The organism is Rhizobium sp. WYCCWR10014 (genome assembly GCF_001657485.1).
Lineage (GTDB): Bacteria > Pseudomonadota > Alphaproteobacteria > Rhizobiales > Rhizobiaceae > Rhizobium.
The window spans coordinates 1-14158 of record NZ_LXFU01000033.1; the positions used below are offsets into that span (position 1 = coordinate 1).

General features: G+C 61.9%; 16 protein-coding genes. 4 read left to right on the forward strand and 12 right to left on the reverse strand.

Going from position 1 to position 14158, the window contains the following annotated elements; all coding sequences use genetic code 11:
- Window positions 1-141: 141 nt before the first annotated feature.
- The 5 genes from rnhA to A6U98_RS13550 all read right to left on the reverse strand — a co-directional run bounded on the left by rnhA (window position 142) and on the right by A6U98_RS13550 (window position 3825).
- Window positions 142-597 carry a ribonuclease HI gene (gene rnhA / locus A6U98_RS13530; protein WP_003545999.1) on the reverse strand — a complete coding sequence of 152 codons (456 nt, stop codon included), beginning with the start codon at window positions 595-597 and terminating at the stop codon, window positions 142-144.
- Window positions 594-1559, reverse strand: a complete 966-nt coding sequence (locus tag A6U98_RS13535; protein ID WP_064650516.1) for a homoserine kinase — start codon at window positions 1557-1559, stop codon at window positions 594-596. Before A6U98_RS13535 ends, rnhA begins: the two co-directional genes overlap by 4 nt.
- Window positions 1560-1631: 72 nt before the next feature.
- Window positions 1632-2633 carry a 4-hydroxy-3-methylbut-2-enyl diphosphate reductase gene (ispH, locus tag A6U98_RS13540; RefSeq protein ID WP_064650518.1) on the reverse strand — a complete coding sequence of 334 codons (1002 nt, stop codon included), beginning with the start codon at window positions 2631-2633 and terminating at the stop codon, window positions 1632-1634.
- Between the two features lie 63 nt (window positions 2634-2696).
- A complete protein-coding gene (locus A6U98_RS13545; RefSeq protein WP_064650520.1) occupies window positions 2697-3452 on the reverse strand; it encodes an SURF1 family protein in 756 nt (251 codons plus the stop codon).
- Window positions 3445-3825: a DUF983 domain-containing protein gene (locus tag A6U98_RS13550; protein ID WP_064650522.1), complete on the reverse strand. Its 381-nt coding sequence runs from the start codon at window positions 3823-3825 to the stop codon at window positions 3445-3447. Before A6U98_RS13550 ends, A6U98_RS13545 begins: the two co-directional genes overlap by 8 nt.
- Window positions 3826-4083: 258 nt before the next feature.
- Here A6U98_RS13550 and A6U98_RS13555 point away from each other — a divergent pair, with 258 nt between their 5' ends.
- Complete coding sequence (locus A6U98_RS13555) at window positions 4084-4725, forward strand: chloramphenicol phosphotransferase (RefSeq protein ID WP_064650523.1); 642 nt, start codon at window positions 4084-4086, stop codon at window positions 4723-4725.
- A 493-nt stretch (window positions 4726-5218) separates the two neighbouring features.
- Here A6U98_RS13555 and A6U98_RS13560 read toward each other — a convergent pair whose 3' ends face one another.
- The 6 genes from A6U98_RS13560 to coxB form a co-directional block, all read right to left on the reverse strand.
- A complete protein-coding gene (locus A6U98_RS13560) occupies window positions 5219-6094 on the reverse strand; it encodes a cytochrome c oxidase subunit 3 (RefSeq protein ID WP_064650525.1) in 876 nt (291 codons plus the stop codon).
- Window positions 6095-6155: 61 nt separating this feature from the next.
- Complete coding sequence (locus A6U98_RS13565; protein WP_064650527.1) at window positions 6156-6764, reverse strand: cytochrome c oxidase assembly protein; 609 nt, start codon at window positions 6762-6764, stop codon at window positions 6156-6158.
- Window positions 6761-6901 carry a hypothetical protein gene (locus tag A6U98_RS37155; RefSeq protein ID WP_012756322.1) on the reverse strand — a complete coding sequence of 47 codons (141 nt, stop codon included), beginning with the start codon at window positions 6899-6901 and terminating at the stop codon, window positions 6761-6763. The genes A6U98_RS13565 and A6U98_RS37155 overlap by 4 nt, the downstream gene beginning before the upstream one ends.
- Window positions 6901-7851 (reverse strand): heme o synthase, encoded by a 951-nt coding sequence (locus tag A6U98_RS13570; protein WP_064650607.1) that lies wholly within the window; start codon window positions 7849-7851, stop codon window positions 6901-6903. The genes A6U98_RS37155 and A6U98_RS13570 overlap by 1 nt, the downstream gene beginning before the upstream one ends.
- Before the next feature lie 67 nt (window positions 7852-7918).
- Window positions 7919-9619 carry a cytochrome c oxidase subunit I gene (gene ctaD, locus A6U98_RS13575; RefSeq protein WP_011650757.1) on the reverse strand — a complete coding sequence of 567 codons (1701 nt, stop codon included), beginning with the start codon at window positions 9617-9619 and terminating at the stop codon, window positions 7919-7921.
- Between the two features lie 17 nt (window positions 9620-9636).
- Window positions 9637-10521 carry a cytochrome c oxidase subunit II gene (gene coxB / locus A6U98_RS13580; RefSeq protein ID WP_064650529.1) on the reverse strand — a complete coding sequence of 295 codons (885 nt, stop codon included), beginning with the start codon at window positions 10519-10521 and terminating at the stop codon, window positions 9637-9639.
- Window positions 10522-10837: 316 nt separating this feature from the next.
- Between coxB and A6U98_RS13585 the strand changes: the two genes are divergently transcribed.
- From A6U98_RS13585 to A6U98_RS13595, 3 genes are all read left to right on the forward strand, one after another.
- A complete protein-coding gene (locus A6U98_RS13585) occupies window positions 10838-11503 on the forward strand; it encodes an invasion associated locus B family protein (RefSeq protein WP_197496389.1) in 666 nt (221 codons plus the stop codon).
- A 299-nt stretch (window positions 11504-11802) separates the two neighbouring features.
- Window positions 11803-13218: a metalloprotease TldD gene (gene tldD / locus A6U98_RS13590; RefSeq protein WP_064650533.1), complete on the forward strand. Its 1416-nt coding sequence runs from the start codon at window positions 11803-11805 to the stop codon at window positions 13216-13218.
- Window positions 13219-13234: 16 nt separating this feature from the next.
- Window positions 13235-13726: a GNAT family N-acetyltransferase gene (locus A6U98_RS13595; protein ID WP_064650535.1), complete on the forward strand. Its 492-nt coding sequence runs from the start codon at window positions 13235-13237 to the stop codon at window positions 13724-13726.
- A 49-nt stretch (window positions 13727-13775) separates the two neighbouring features.
- On the opposite strand, the gene A6U98_RS13600 is transcribed toward A6U98_RS13595, so the two are convergent.
- A complete protein-coding gene (locus tag A6U98_RS13600; RefSeq protein ID WP_064650537.1) occupies window positions 13776-14093 on the reverse strand; it encodes a hypothetical protein in 318 nt (105 codons plus the stop codon).
- Between the last annotated feature and the right edge of the window lie 65 nt (window positions 14094-14158).

The following is a 14158-nucleotide window of genomic DNA, read 5'->3' on the forward strand; positions in this document are numbered from 1 at the left end:
CGCGAGCCACCGCGAAGGCGACGAGCCATCGCACATCGACAACTAAGTTAGCGCCTATGGGGTCAAGCCCGAGGATGACGGGTGGGGTGGGCGGAAGGCAATTCACGCAAGCGGGCTTTTCCCGGCGAATGCGCAGGCCTGCTAAAACGAAACCGCCTTGCCCTTCTTGAAGGGCTCCATGCCCCGGCGGGCGAGTTCGTCGGCGCGTTCGTTTTCCGGGTGGCCGGCGTGGCCCTTGACCCAGTGCAGCGTCACCTTGTGGCGGTCGCGGGCCGCCTCCAGCGCCTGCCAGAGTTCGGCATTCTTCACCGGCTTCTTGTCGGCGGTCTTCCAGCCGTTTTTCTTCCAGCCGAAAATCCACTTGGAAATGCCGTCCTTGACATAGGCGCTGTCGGTATAGAGATCGACCTCGCAGGGGCTCTTCAAGGCCGATAGCGCCGAGATCGCCGCCAGCAGCTCCATGCGATTGTTGGTCGTATCCGCCTCGCCGCCGCAAAGCTCCTTTTCGACATCGCCATACCGCAGGACGGCGCCCCATCCGCCGGGGCCGGGATTGCCGGAGCATGCGCCGTCGGTGAAGATATCGACGTGTTTCATAGGCTCAATCCATATTCGGCGGGCGTCTTGATCTGGCGGTGGAACCGCAGCTTGCGGAGATATTCGAGCGGGTCCTTCTTGGTGACCATGGCGCCCTCCGGCGTCGTCAGCCAGTCATAGAGCCGGGTCAGGAAGAAGCGCAGCGCCGACCCACGCGACAGCACCGGCAGGGCAGCGACTTCGGCATCGCTCAACGGCCGGACGCTCTGGTAACCCTCGAGCATCGCCGTGCCCTTGGTGATGTTATAGGCGCCGTCCTTCTCGAAGCACCAGGCATTCAGGCAGATCGAGACGTCATAGGCGAGCAGGTCGTTGCAGGCGAAATAGAAATCGATCAGGCCGGAGAGCTGGTCGCCGAGGAAGAAGACGTTGTCGGGGAAGAGGTCGGCATGGATGACGCCGGCCGGCAGGCCGCCCGGCCAGGCTGCAGAGAGGAAATCGAGTTCGCTGCGGATCTCGGTCTGCAGGCCGGGCTCGACCTCGCCGGCGCGCGGCTCGGATTTCTCCCAGAGGCCCCGCCAGCCGTCGATCGATAGCGCATTCGGGCGCTTCAGCGCGAAACCATCGCCCGCCACATGCATCTCGGCCAGCGCCCTGCCGACTTCGCGGCAATGTTTGGCCTCCGGCTTTCTCAGCCACATGCCTTCGAGGAAGGAGATCAGTGCTGCCGGGCGGCCGGACAGCGAGCCGAGCAGCGCGCCATCCCGGCGCGGCAGCGGCAGTGGGCAGGACAGACCGCGGGCGGCGAGATGCTGCATCAGGCCGAGGAAGAAAGGCAGATCGCTCTTTTCCACGCGCTTTTCATAGAGCGTCAGGATCAGCGGATCCTTGGAGGTGTGCAGCAGGAAGTTGGAGTTTTCGACGCCTTCGGCGATGCCCTTATAGGAGAGCAGCGTGCCTGCGTCATATTCCGTCAGGAACCACTTCAGATCGTCTTCGGCGATATCGGTATAGACTGCCAAGTGAGGTCTCGCCCTTCATGCCTTGTTGATATTGGATTTTGCCGGAGTGGACGCCAGGGCCGAATGGCCGATCTAGCCGTTGACGAAGGCCATGTCGGCCGCCGTCAGCTCGATGTTGCGCAGTTCGCGATTGACGAGGAAATTTTCGGTTTCCTGCACCGTTTCGGCCAGCTCGACGTGGGCGTCGAAGCGGGCACGGAAAGCCTCGATGATCTCGTTGACGATGACCTCGGGGGCCGATGCGCCCGCGGAAAGGCCGAGCGTCGAAATCGCGCCGATCTCGTCCCAGTCGAGCTCGGCGGCGCGCTGCACGAGGATCGATTTTTTCGCCCCTGCCCTGAGCGCCACTTCGACGAGGCGCTTGGAATTGGACGAATTCGGCGCGCCGACGATGATGAAGAGATCGCAGCCCGGCGCTGCCTGCTTCACCACCTCCTGGCGGTTGGTCGTCGCATAACAGATCGAGTCCGCCGCCGGCGCGGTCAGGTTCGGGAAGCGCTCGTGCAGGCGGGTGATGACGCCGGCCGTATCGTCGACCGACAGCGTCGTCTGGGTGACATAGCCGAGATTGTCGGGATCAACAGGGACGTAGGCATCGGCATCCTCGATCGTCTCGATCAGCGAGACCGAACCCTCCGGCAGTTGCCCCATCGTGCCGATCACCTCGGGATGGCCGGCGTGGCCGATGAGGACGACATGGCGGCCGAGGCGATTGTGGCGCATCGCCTGTTTGTGGACCTTGGAGACCAGCGGGCAGGTGGCGTCGAGATAAAAGAGGTTGCGGCTTGCTGCATCCTCCGGCACGGATTTCGGCACGCCATGGGCGGAGAATACCACCGGCTGGGCGCGGTGTTCGGCCGGAATCTCGTCCAACTCCTCGACGAAGACGGCGCCCTTGGCCTCCAGCCCCTCGACGACATAACGATTGTGGACGATCTCGTGGCGCACATAGACCGGCGCGCCATAGGATTTCAGCGCCAGCACGACGATCTGGATGGCACGGTCGACACCGGCGCAGAAGCCGCGCGGACCGCAGAGCCTGATCGTCAAGGGAGGTTTCGCCGCAATATTCATGTCAGTTCCGGGTTGAGAGATTTAGGGACCTCTAGCCCAAAATGGTCCAGAATTGAAGTGATACTATTGCTGAGGTGTCTTGGCGCCCTTGCGGAACCAGGAGATCGCCACCACGACGAGAAGCACGGCGGCAAGCCCATACCAGGTGAAAGCATATTGCAGATGGTCGTTCGGCAGATCCACCTGGGTGACGCCGCCGATTGGCAGGCCAGCCGGATTGGGGGTCGAATCAGCGTCGACGAAAAAGGGAATGACGCTCGCTTTCTCCAGCCCGACGCTCTCGGCCATGACGTCGAGATCCTTCCAATAGAAGATGTTCTTGGCGACGTCGTTATCCGGCACCACCCAGGAGGGCTTGCCGGGAAGCTTTTCGCGCGCCAGGCCGGTGACGGTCTGCTGATCCGTCAGCTGGCCCTGCATGCGCGTTTCCGGCTCCTTGTTGTCAAAGGGAACGAAGCCGCGATTGACGAAGAGAATGCGCCCGTCGGCAAGCTCCAGCGGGGTATAGATGTAATATCCGGTCTGGCCGCGCCAGGTGGCGAAGAAGTGCCGCTCCTTATTGTTGATATAGCGGCCGGTGGCGGTCACCTTGCGGTATTCGATTTCGCCGCCTGCAGCCGCCATCGCCTCGATGTCGGCGAGCGGCACGGGGGCTGCAACTTGGCGTGCGGCGATATCGGCGATCAGGCCCTCCTTCCAGTGCAGGCGCTCCACCTGCCAGGTGCCGAGCGAAATCAGGATGGCAAGGGCGATCAGCACCAGGGTGCCGGTAAAAACCGGCAGCCGGCGGCGCGGCGCGGCATGATCGATATCAGTCACTCAGGCGTCCTTCGCGGGCATTATGGCGGTATTGCATGGCGATCAGGATGCCTTTGAACCAGCGCAGCGTCAGCAGCGACAGGATGATGGTCAGCGGAGCGAAGAGCAGGATATGCACCCAGATCGGCGGTCCGTAATTCACCTGCAGCCATAGCACCATGCCGATGACGATGAAGCCGACGATGAGGATGACGAAGACGGCGGGACCGTCACCGGAATCGGCAAAGGAATAATCGAGGCCGCAGGCTGCACAGCGCGGCTTTACGCCGAGCAGGCCATCGAACAGCTTGCCTTGCCCGCAGCGCGGGCAGCAGCCCTTGATGCCTGTCTTCACCGGATCGACGGGGGGAAAATGGGCGCTGTCGTCGTTCATTCCACTCCTTCTGGCCACTCCTTCTGGCCATTCCTTCCGGCAGCCTTGGTGGTCGCGGCGCGATGCCGCCTTAACTCTCCCATAAAGTATTCGCAGGACGAAGGGAAATGCCTGCGTGATTTCGTCCCGCTGATAGTTCCTCACATCGGAATCGATGTGAGGAACTATCAGCAATTCAAAGTGTTACAGCGTCCTTGCCGCGTCTGAAAAGGTCGCGCGGCGCTGTAATGATTCGCGCCAAACAGAAGAAGAAGACTGATGACCAATGATAGCCATTCCGTGCAGATCATAATCCTGAACGGCGCGCCGCGGAGCGGCAAATCGAGCATCGCGCGCGCAGTGCAGGAACACTTCGAGGGGCCGTGGATCAACCTCGGCGTCGACAGCTACAATGCGATGACACCGAAGCGCTACCTTCCGGGCATCGGACTGCGGCCGGGCGGCGAACGGCCGGACCTGGAGGAACTGGTGCCGTTCTTTTATGCGGCGCTCTACGAATCGATCGCCATCCATGCCAGCCTGGGGCTCAATGTCGTTGCCGATCTCGGCCATCACGACAGCTATTCGCAGCCGCTCGGCATCCTCGGCGATTGCGCCCGGCGGTTGGAAAACTTTCCCGTGCTGTTCGTCGGCGTCCGCTGTCCGATCGAGACGATCATGCAGCGGCGCGACATTGTCCAAGAGGGGCGCGAGACGCTTTATCTCAGCGCCACGGAGGACGTGCCCATTCCAGAACCGGTGCAACGCTGGCAGGATGAGGTTCATCGTCCCGGCATCTACGACATGGAGGTCGATACGTCAGTGCTGACACCGCTCGAATGCGCCGAAGCCATCCGCCACCAGCTGGATCTCGGCATTCCCGAACCTTCGGCTTTCGAACGGATCGCCGGGGCGCGCTGAGTGATGAAAAGCGGGCACGGGCCCTCACCTCGGCCCAGGAGATTGCCGCACCTGCCCCTCGTCCGGCTGCCGCCACCGACGGGGGTCGAGCCACTGGTCTCGACCCGTCCTTTGGACCCCCGCAAACGGGGCGAAGGGATACGCCGCAGCCTCGCGTTTCCCTCTTCTCCCCTCGGGGAGAAGGTGCCCGTAGGGCGGATGAGGGGGCCGGGAATGCCGGTCTTTCAACAATATCTATGCGGCTTCGACCGCGCTGGTATTGTCTCACCGCTGTTCAGAACGCTGTGGCCGGCGTTGCCGTCGGCATGGCGGGATAGCTTATTGCGGAAAGAGTGTGCCGTGTAGCCCCCTCATCCGCCTGCCGGCACCTTCTCCCCGAGGGGAGAAGCGATTTGCGGCAACCTCTGCTGCCCGTCCCACGATGACGGAGCGTGGGGAACCGCCAACAAAAAAGGCGGGCACGGGGCCCGCCTTTTCTCAAGTTTCGTTCCGGTCAGCCAGCTACCGGTGCGCCCCAGCCGCCCCAGACGTAGATGCAGAAGAACAGGAACAGCCAGACGACGTCGACGAAGTGCCAGTACCAGGCGGCCGCCTCGAAGCCGAAATGCTGCTTCGGAGTGAAGTCGCCGCGCAGCGCACGGATCAGGCAGACAGCCAGGAAGATCGTGCCGACAAGCACGTGGAAACCGTGGAAGCCGGTCGCCATGAAGAAGGTCGCGCCGTAGATCGAGCTTTTGAAGGCGAAGGGGGCGTGAGCATATTCGTAGGCCTGAACGGCAGAGAAGAACATACCGAGCAACACCGTCAGCGTCAGGCCCTGGATCAGGCCCTTGCGGTCGTTGTGCAGCAGCGCATGGTGCGCCCAGGTGACCGTTGTGCCCGAGAGCAGCAGGATGACAGTGTTGTAGATCGGCAGGTGCCAGGGGTCGAGGACCTCGATGCCCTTCGGCGGCCAGGTGCCGCCGGTATAGAGCAGGCGCGAGGCCTGGATCGCTTCATTCGGATAGAGGCTGGCGTCGAAATAGGCCCAGAACCAGGCGACGAAGAACATCACTTCCGAAGCGATGAACATGATCATGCCGTAGCGCAGGTGCAGCGAGACGACGCGGGTATGGGCGCCCTCATGGGCTTCCTTCACCGTATCGGCCCACCAGCCGTACATGACGTAGAGCACCAGCGCGAAGCCGATATAGAAAACCCAGGGATTGGCAAGCTCGAAGCCGGCGACCTTGAACGAGCCGCCGTTCAGGTAGCGCATGTAGGAGACGCCGCCGATCGCCATGATGAAGGCGCCGAGCGAGGCTAGAATCGGCCACGGGCTCGGATCGATGATGTGATAGTCGTGATTCTTCTGATGAGCATCGGCCATGTCGCTATCCCCGGATGTCTTCCTTCACTCCGCTCCCGGCATAACCGGAAACGAGCCTTGATCAAAGTTTCTTTTCAATCTTCTCCGCTCCACCCTCATTCGAAGCCACCGGCTTCGGACCTTCTTTCGGGTAGAACGTATATGACAGCGTAACCGTATGGATATTCTTGGATTCCACCGCCTTGACGATTTCAGGATCGATGTAGAACACCACCGGCATGTCGAGCTTCTCGCCCGGCTTCAGGTCCGTTTCCGTAAAGCAGAAACATTGCACCTTGTTGAAATAGACGCCGGCTTCGCCCGGCGTGACGTTGAAAACCGCCTGGCCGCGCTGGGTCTCGTTCGAACGATTCTCGGCGGTGAAATTGACCTGGATGGTCTCGCCGATCTTCGGATTGACCTCGCGCTCGACCGGCTTGAAGTCCCATTGCAGGCCGGGAGCGACATTGGCGTCGAAGGTGACGCGCATCGTGCGGTCGAGCACGACGCTCGACACCTGGTCGACGCGCTGCGTCGTGCCGTTATAGCCGGTCACCTGGCAGAAGATGCGGTAGAGCGGCACGGCGGCATAGCTCATCGCGCCCATGCCGAAGACGAAGCTCAGGCACATCATGACGACGGCACCGTTGTTGCGGCCCTGCTTCTTCGGTGTACCGGCGTTGTCGCTCATCCGGCCGTTCCCCCGCCGATCTTCACGATTGCCATCACGTAGAAGAGAACGACGAGGCCGGCAAGCACCAGCCCCAGCGCGACGTTGCGGTTGCGGCGCGACTTGAGCTGCTTTTCCGTGAGCTTGACCAATTCCATCAGAACCAACCTCCCGCATGCGAGACCAGCACCGACGCCAGCCGATCGATCATCAAGGCGGAGAACACGGCGAAGAGATAGAAGATCGAGAAGCCGAAGAGCTTCTTCGCCGGGATCATCTTCAGATCGCCGTCGGGCATGCGCCAGACGGCGATGGAACAGTATATGAAGATCGCACCGAGAGCGGCGGCGACGAGGCCATAACCGAGGCTCGCGAAACCGAGGAAGGATGGCAAGACCGCGCAGATAGCGGTCAGCACCGCATAGGCGACGATCTGATGCTTGGTCACCCGTTCGCCGGCGACGTTCGGCAGCATCGGCACGCCGACGGCCTCGTAATCGCGCATCTTGAAGAGGGCAAGCGCCCAGAAATGCGCCGGCGTCCACAGGAAGATGATGAGGAAGAGAACGGTGCTCTCGATCGTCACGCTGTTGGTGACGCAAGCCCAGCCGATCATCGGCGGGAAAGCGCCGGCAGCACCGCCGATGACGATGTTCTGCGGCGTCGAGCGCTTCAGCCACATGGTGTAGACCACGGCATAGAAGAAGATGGTGAAGGCGAGGATGCCGGCCGAGAGCCAGTTGACGGCCAGGCCGAGGATCACCACCGAAAAGCCCGACAGCACCAGACCGAAGGCAAGTGCCTCGGAGGGCGCGATGCGGCCTGCCGGGATCGGACGGTTGGCAGTGCGGCTCATGATGGCGTCGATATCGGCGTCATACCACATGTTCAGCGCGCCGGAGGCGCCGGCGCCGACGGCGATGCAGAGGATGGCGATCATGCCGAGGACGGGATGGATGTGGCCCGGCGCCAGCACGAGACCGGCAAAGGCAGTGAAGACCACGAGCGACATGACCCGTGGCTTCAACAATTCGAAATAATCGCGCGCACTCGCTTCCGACAATTCGCCGTCCTTTGCAAGCGCCCCGTGATTGTCGATAACAGTCATCATTCCGTCCTGAATGTCTTACCATCAGGACGCCGTATCGAATGCGGCGTCCTGATGCCCGCGCAATTTACTTGATGCGCGGAAGCTGTTCCCACTGGTGATAAGGCGGCGGCGAAGGCAGCTGCCATTCGAGCGTCGTTGCACCCTCACCCCACGGATTGTCGCCGGCCACACGCTTCTTGGCGAAGGCTTCGAAGACGCCGTAGAGGAAGATCAGCACACCGAAGGCCGAGATGTAGGAGCCGATCGAGGAAACGTAGTTCCAGCCGGCAAAGGCATCCGGATAATCGATGTAGCGGCGCGGCATGCCGGCGAGGCCGAGGAAGTGCTGCGGGAAGAACACCAGGTTGACGCCGATGAACATGATCCAGAAATGCAGCTTGCCGACCAGCTCGTTGTACATGTAGCCGGTCATCTTCGGGAACCAGTAGTACCAGCCGGCGAAGATCGCGAAAACGGCGCCGAGCGACAGAACGTAGTGGAAGTGGGCCACGACGTAATAGGTGTCATGCAGCGAGCGGTCGAGACCGGCATTGGCGAGCTGGACGCCGGTGACGCCGCCGACCGTGAACAGGAAGATGAAGCCGATCGCCCAGAGCATCGGCGTGCGGAACGAGATCGAGCCGCCCCACATCGTCGCAATCCAGGAGAAGATCTTCACACCCGTCGGAACGGCGATGACCATCGTCGCGAAGACGAAGTAGCGCTGCGCGTCGAGCGACAGGCCGACCGTGTACATGTGGTGGGCCCAGACGACGAAGCCGACGGCGCCGATCGCGACCATGGCGTAGGCCATGCCGAGATAGCCGAAGATCGGCTTCTTCGAGAAGGTCGAGATGATGTGGCTGACCATGCCGAAGCCCGGCAGGATGAGGATGTAGACCTCGGGGTGACCGAAGAACCAGAACAGGTGCTGGTAAAGGATCGGATCGCCGCCGCCTTCCGGAGAGAAGAAAGCAGTGCCGAAATTGCGGTCGGTGAGCAGCATGGTGATGCCGCCTGCCAGAACCGGCAGCGATAGCAGCAGCAGGAAGGCGGTGATCAGCACGGACCAGGCAAACAGCGGCATCTTGTGCAGCGTCATGCCGGGAGCGCGCATGTTGAGGATCGTGGTGATGAAGTTGATCGCACCGAGGATCGACGAGGCGCCGGCAATGTGGAGCGCGAAGATCGCAAGGTCGACCGCCGGTCCCGGCGTGCCGGTTGTCGCCAGCGGCGGATACATCGTCCAGCCGCCACCCGTGCCATAAGCGCCTGCCGGGCCTTCGACGAACATCGACAGCAGCAGCAGCGCGAAGGCGGGAACGATCAGCCAGAAGGAGATGTTGTTGAGGCGCGGGAAGGCCATATCCGGCGCGCCGATCATGATCGGCACCATCCAGTTGGCGAAACCGCCGATCATCGCCGGCATGACCATGAAGAAGATCATGATCAGCGCGTGCGCCGTCGTGAACATGTTGAACATCTGCTTGGCGCCGTCGATCGCGGCATCGCCCTCATAGCCGTAGACCATCGAGGCCAGGCCGTGGAAGATCTGGATGCCAGGCTCCTGCAGCTCCATGCGCATGGCAACCGACAGCGCGCCGCCGATGATGCCGGCAATGATCGCGAAGATCAGGTAGAGCGTGCCGATGTCCTTGTGATTGGTCGAGAACAGCCAGCGATTGGCAAAGCTCGGCTTGTGCCCGTGATCGTGATCGTCATGCGCGTGGTCATGATGGGCGGCGTGATCATGAGAATGATCGTCGTGAGCGGAAGGTCCAGCCATTGTCCCGATCCCCTTAATTACTGTGCTTCGGCGACGTTGACGGTCTTTGCGGGACCATCGGTTGCGGCCATGAGTGTCTTGTAGGCGCCGGGCAGGTCGCTGGCGGCTGCGGTCAGCCACTGCTTGTACTTGTCCTCGGAGACGACGCGGATGGCGATCGGCATGAACGCATGGTCCTTGCCGCAGAGCTCGGAACACTGGCCGTAGAACAGGCCTTCGCGCTCGGCCTTGAACCAGGTCTCGTTCAGGCGGCCCGGCACGGCATCGATCTTGACGCCGAAGGACGGCATGGCGAAAGCGTGGATAACGTCGGTCGGCGCCGAAGTGACGAGAACGCGGACCGTCTTGTTGACCGGCAGGACCAGCTCGTTGTCGACGGCGAGAAGGCGCGGATAGATCGACTTGTCTTCCTTGCCGGCGGCCGCGCGGTCCTGATCCTTCAGCAGGTAGGAATCGAAAGCCAGCGGGCTTTCGCCCGAACCTTCATATTCGTAGTTCCACTGCCACTGGGTGGCGGTCGCCTTGATCGTGACGTCGGGGTTTTCCGGCAGCGTCAGCTGCGCCGTCAGCAGGTTGAACGAAGGAATGGCGAGAAGAAGAAGCACCAGAACCGGCCCCACGGTCCAGGCAATCTCGATCAGCGTGTTGTGGCTCGTCTTCGAGGGAACCGGGTTCGCGCTGGCGCGGAACTTGAAACAGACGACGATGAGCAGGACCAGAACGAAAAGCGTGATCGGAACGATAAACCACAGGGTATATTGTTCGAACCAATGGATTTCCCGCATGATCGGCGTTGCCGCCGGCTGCAGCGTCGCCTGCCACGGCATGGGCTGGTCGGCATATGTGCCGGAAGCAAAAAGCAGACAGACCAGCGTGGTCAGGGCTGCATAAGCCTTCTTCATCACCTTATTATCTCCCTCGAGCGCTTGACCTGCAAAATAGAACGCAGAATCCTTGCCATCTTCAGCGCTTCAAACCACAGTTTGGCATTTGCCGCAACAGGTCAGAGCAATTGTCTATGCGGCATTTTTGCTCAAAGCATAGGCAGGTCAGAACGGCAAAACATCCCAAGTTTTTCATCAGCATATGAAAAATCGGCTTTCCGGCCAATCCGCGCGCGACACATTATTTCGCAAAGGTCCAATTTCCGCCGCAGTCCCCCGGTTTTCACGGGGTGGGGCTTTTCATTTTTGGTGGGCAGCTTCAACAATAGCCGCAATGATTCGATATCCAGAGGTTTCCATGGGTTTCCGTTCCCTCGCGCAGTCGCTTCTCCTGACTGCCAGCATCGCGGCCGCAGCGACGACGCCCGTTTTCGCACAGCAGCAACCCACGCCGTCACAGGCCAAGCCCCCGGCTTCCGCGCCGGCGCCGACCCCTGCTCCGGCGCCGCAACAGCCGAGCGCCGCCAAACCGAATGTCGAACCGGTGCAAGGCCAGACACAGCCCCCGGCGCCGGGCACGGTGAAGTCCAATCATGGCGCATGGTCCGTCGTCTGCGACAAGCCGGCGGGTGCGGCGACCGAACAATGCGCGCTGATGCAGAATGTCATCGCCGAGGATCGGCCGGAGGTCGGGCTTTCCGTCGTCGTCCTGAAGACGGCCGACCGCAAGTCGAAGATCCTCCGCGTGCTGGCGCCGCTTGGCGTGCTGCTGCCGAACGGCCTCGGGCTCAATGTCGACGGCAAGGATATCGGCCGCGCCTATTTCGTCCGCTGCTTTGCCGACGGATGCTACGCCGAGGTCGTGCTCGAGGACGAGTTGCTGAAGACCTTCCGCAGCGGCGCCCAGGCAACCTTCATCGTCTTCCAGACCCCGGAAGAAGGCATCGGCATCCCCGTCGACCTCAAGGGCTTCGCCGAAGGTTTCGACGCTCTGCCGTGAGGCGGGCTCCGACGGCGTCGAGTGTAGAGTGCAGCTACGCTCCTATTCCGTCACCCATCGCCGTCCTTGCTCCAGAAGCTCAACCTATACTCCGTCATGCTCGGGCCTGTCCCGAGCATCTGCAGTCGGCTGATATGTAGCAGATCCTCGGCACAAGGCCGAGGATGACGGAGGGCGCGTTTTGCCGCTCCCATCCCTTTAAAAAAGAATAATTCGACGGCGGGGCTTCACTCCTTATTATGTGGAGCCCTATCTAGGAGTAAGTGCACTCCTGAACGCATGCCCATTGGAGCCATACCATGACCACCGATCTCCTGACGCTTTTCGATGCCGATGAAGCCACAATGCGCAAGCACGTGGCCGAGGCGCTGTCCGGGGCCGATGACGGCGAACTGTTCATCGAGCATGCGCAGGCGGAAGCGCTGACCTTCGACAATGGTCGGCTGAAGGGCGGCAGCTTCAACACCGAACAGGGTTTCGGCCTGCGCGCCGTGGCCGGCGAAGCGGTCGGCTATGCCCATGCCGGCGATCTCTCGGTGGCGGCGCTGAAGCGGGCGGCCGATGCCGTCGGCGCGGTGACGCGCGGCTATTCCGGCTCCTATGCGGCCGCGCCCCAGGGCACCAACAAGAAATTCTACAGCGACGAGAACCCGATCGGTCAGCCGAGCTTCGAGGAGAAGGTCAAGGTCCTGCAGGACATCGACGCCTATCTCAGGGGCAAGGATGACAAGGTGCGCCAGGTGACGGCCTCGGTCGCCGCAAGCTGGCAGGTCGTCGATATCCTGCGCGCCGACGGGCACCGTGTGCGCGACATCAGGCCAATGACGCGCATCAACATTTCGGTGATGGTCGGCGAAGGCGATCGGCAGGAGAGCGGCTCGTATGGCCACGGCGGGCGCATCGGCTTTGGTGATTTCATCGCCGAGCGCAGCTGGCAATACGGCGCCGACGAGGCGCTGCGCCAGGCGCTCGTCAATCTCGAGGCGATCGATGCGCCGGCGGGCACGATGGACGTGGTGCTCGGCTCCGGCTGGCCGGGCGTGATGCTGCACGAGGCTGTCGGCCATGGGCTAGAAGGCGATTTCAACCGCAAGAAAACCTCGGCCTTTGCCGGCCTTCTCGGCCAGATGGTCGCCGCTCCAGGCGTCACCGTCGTCGATGACGGCACGATCGACAATCGCCGCGGCTCGATCACCATCGACGACGAGGGCACGCCGTCTGCCTACAACGTGCTGATCGAAAACGGCAAGCTCGTCGGCTATATGCAGGATCGGCAGAATGCCCGGCTGATGGGCATGGCGCCGACCGGCAACGGCCGCCGCCAGGGCTATTCCCATGTGCCGATGCCGCGCATGACCAATACCTATATGCTCGGCGGCGACAAGACGCCTGAGGAAATCATCGCCTCGGTCAAGAAGGGCATCTACGCCGTCTCCTTCGGCGGCGGCCAGGTGGACATCACCTCCGGCAAATTCGTCTTCGGCTGCACCGAGGCCTATCTCATCGAGAACGGCAAGGTCGGCGCGCCGATCAAGGGCGCGATGCTGATCGGCAACGGCCCGGATGCGATGAAGCGGGTGTCGATGATCGGCAATGACATGAAGCTCGATACCGGCATCGGCAATTGCGGCAAGGCCGGCCAGTGGGTTCCCGTCGGCGTCGGCCAGCCGCATCTGCGCATGGATCAGGTGACGGTCGGCGGAACGCAGACCTGAGGCGAAAGGACCCGTCATGGCGGACGTCGAAATCAGAACCTTCACCGCCGATGACGCCGATGCCGTGCTTTCGGTGATCCTGCCGATCCAGCGCGAAGAATTCGGCATCGATATCACCGTGGATGCGCAGCCGGATCTCAGGGTCATCCCGGATTTCTACCAGTCCGGCAAGGGGCAGTTCTGGGTCGCCGTCAAGGATGGCGCCATCGTCGGCACGGTCGGGCTCAAGGATATCGGCAACAACCAGGCGGCGCTGCGCAAGATGTTCGTCGCCGCTGCGGTTCGCGGCCACGAGCATGGCGTGGCGGCGCGGCTCCTTGACCGGCTGTTTGCCCATGCCAGGGATGCCGGCCTCACCGATATCTTCCTTGGCACGACCGACAAGTTCGTCGCCGCGCATCGCTTCTACGAGAAGAACGGCTTTACCGAGATCGCCAAAAGCGCCCTGCCCCGCTCCTTCCCGCTGATGGTGGTGGACAGCAAGTTCTACCGTTATAAGGTCGGCTGACTTAAGTTTCCGAAGACTGACGGCCGCGCGTAACGTGGGGCGACCCCCATCAGCTCTTCGGCACCTCCGCCGGCCGAAACAGCCACTTCCGTTCGATCGCGGCGGCAAGATCGAGATCGTTGTGGCGGGCAAACAGCAGAAGATGGCCTAGAACGTCGGCGGTCTCGTCGGCGAGGTCGCGCTGCATGTCTTCAGGCGAGCGGCCCTTCGCACGGCCGCGGCCGGTCAGCCGGTTCCATGCCTGGGTCAGTTCACCCATTTCCTCCTGCAGCTTCAACAGGAACCAGTCGGCATCACGCTCGATGTTGTTGGCAGCGACGTGAACAGAGGATGAGATTTCGAACTGGTCGGCAAGACGACGCAACATGGGCGTTCTCCTTTTGTTTATGGAGGAGACGCTGATTCCCGATGCTTGTCCAGAGTGAATTGGGG

Excerpts from the sequence above, each read along its gene's own strand:
- rnhA (WP_003545999.1), bottom strand. The coding sequence starts at position 597 with ATGAAACACGTCGATATCTTCACCGACGGCGCATGCTCCGGCAATCCC.
- ispH (WP_064650518.1), bottom strand. The coding sequence starts at position 2,633 with ATGAATATTGCGGCGAAACCTCCCTTGACGATCAGGCTCTGCGGTCCG.
- A6U98_RS13550 (WP_064650522.1), bottom strand. The coding sequence starts at position 3,825 with ATGAACGACGACAGCGCCCATTTTCCCCCCGTCGATCCGGTGAAGACA.
- A6U98_RS13555 (WP_064650523.1), top strand. The coding sequence starts at position 4,084 with ATGACCAATGATAGCCATTCCGTGCAGATCATAATCCTGAACGGCGCG.
- A6U98_RS13560 (WP_064650525.1), bottom strand. The coding sequence starts at position 6,094 with ATGGCCGATGCTCATCAGAAGAATCACGACTATCACATCATCGATCCG.
- A6U98_RS13565 (WP_064650527.1), bottom strand. The coding sequence starts at position 6,764 with ATGAGCGACAACGCCGGTACACCGAAGAAGCAGGGCCGCAACAACGGT.
- A6U98_RS37155 (WP_012756322.1), bottom strand. The coding sequence starts at position 6,901 with ATGGAATTGGTCAAGCTCACGGAAAAGCAGCTCAAGTCGCGCCGCAAC.
- A6U98_RS13570 (WP_064650607.1), bottom strand. The coding sequence starts at position 7,851 with ATGACTGTTATCGACAATCACGGGGCGCTTGCAAAGGACGGCGAATTG.
- ctaD (WP_011650757.1), bottom strand. The coding sequence starts at position 9,619 with ATGGCTGGACCTTCCGCTCACGACGATCATTCTCATGATCACGCCGCC.
- coxB (WP_064650529.1), bottom strand. The coding sequence starts at position 10,521 with ATGAAGAAGGCTTATGCAGCCCTGACCACGCTGGTCTGTCTGCTTTTT.
- A6U98_RS13585 (WP_197496389.1), top strand. The coding sequence starts at position 10,838 with ATGATTCGATATCCAGAGGTTTCCATGGGTTTCCGTTCCCTCGCGCAG.
- tldD (WP_064650533.1), top strand. The coding sequence starts at position 11,803 with ATGACCACCGATCTCCTGACGCTTTTCGATGCCGATGAAGCCACAATG.
- A6U98_RS13595 (WP_064650535.1), top strand. The coding sequence starts at position 13,235 with ATGGCGGACGTCGAAATCAGAACCTTCACCGCCGATGACGCCGATGCC.
- A6U98_RS13600 (WP_064650537.1), bottom strand. The coding sequence starts at position 14,093 with ATGTTGCGTCGTCTTGCCGACCAGTTCGAAATCTCATCCTCTGTTCAC.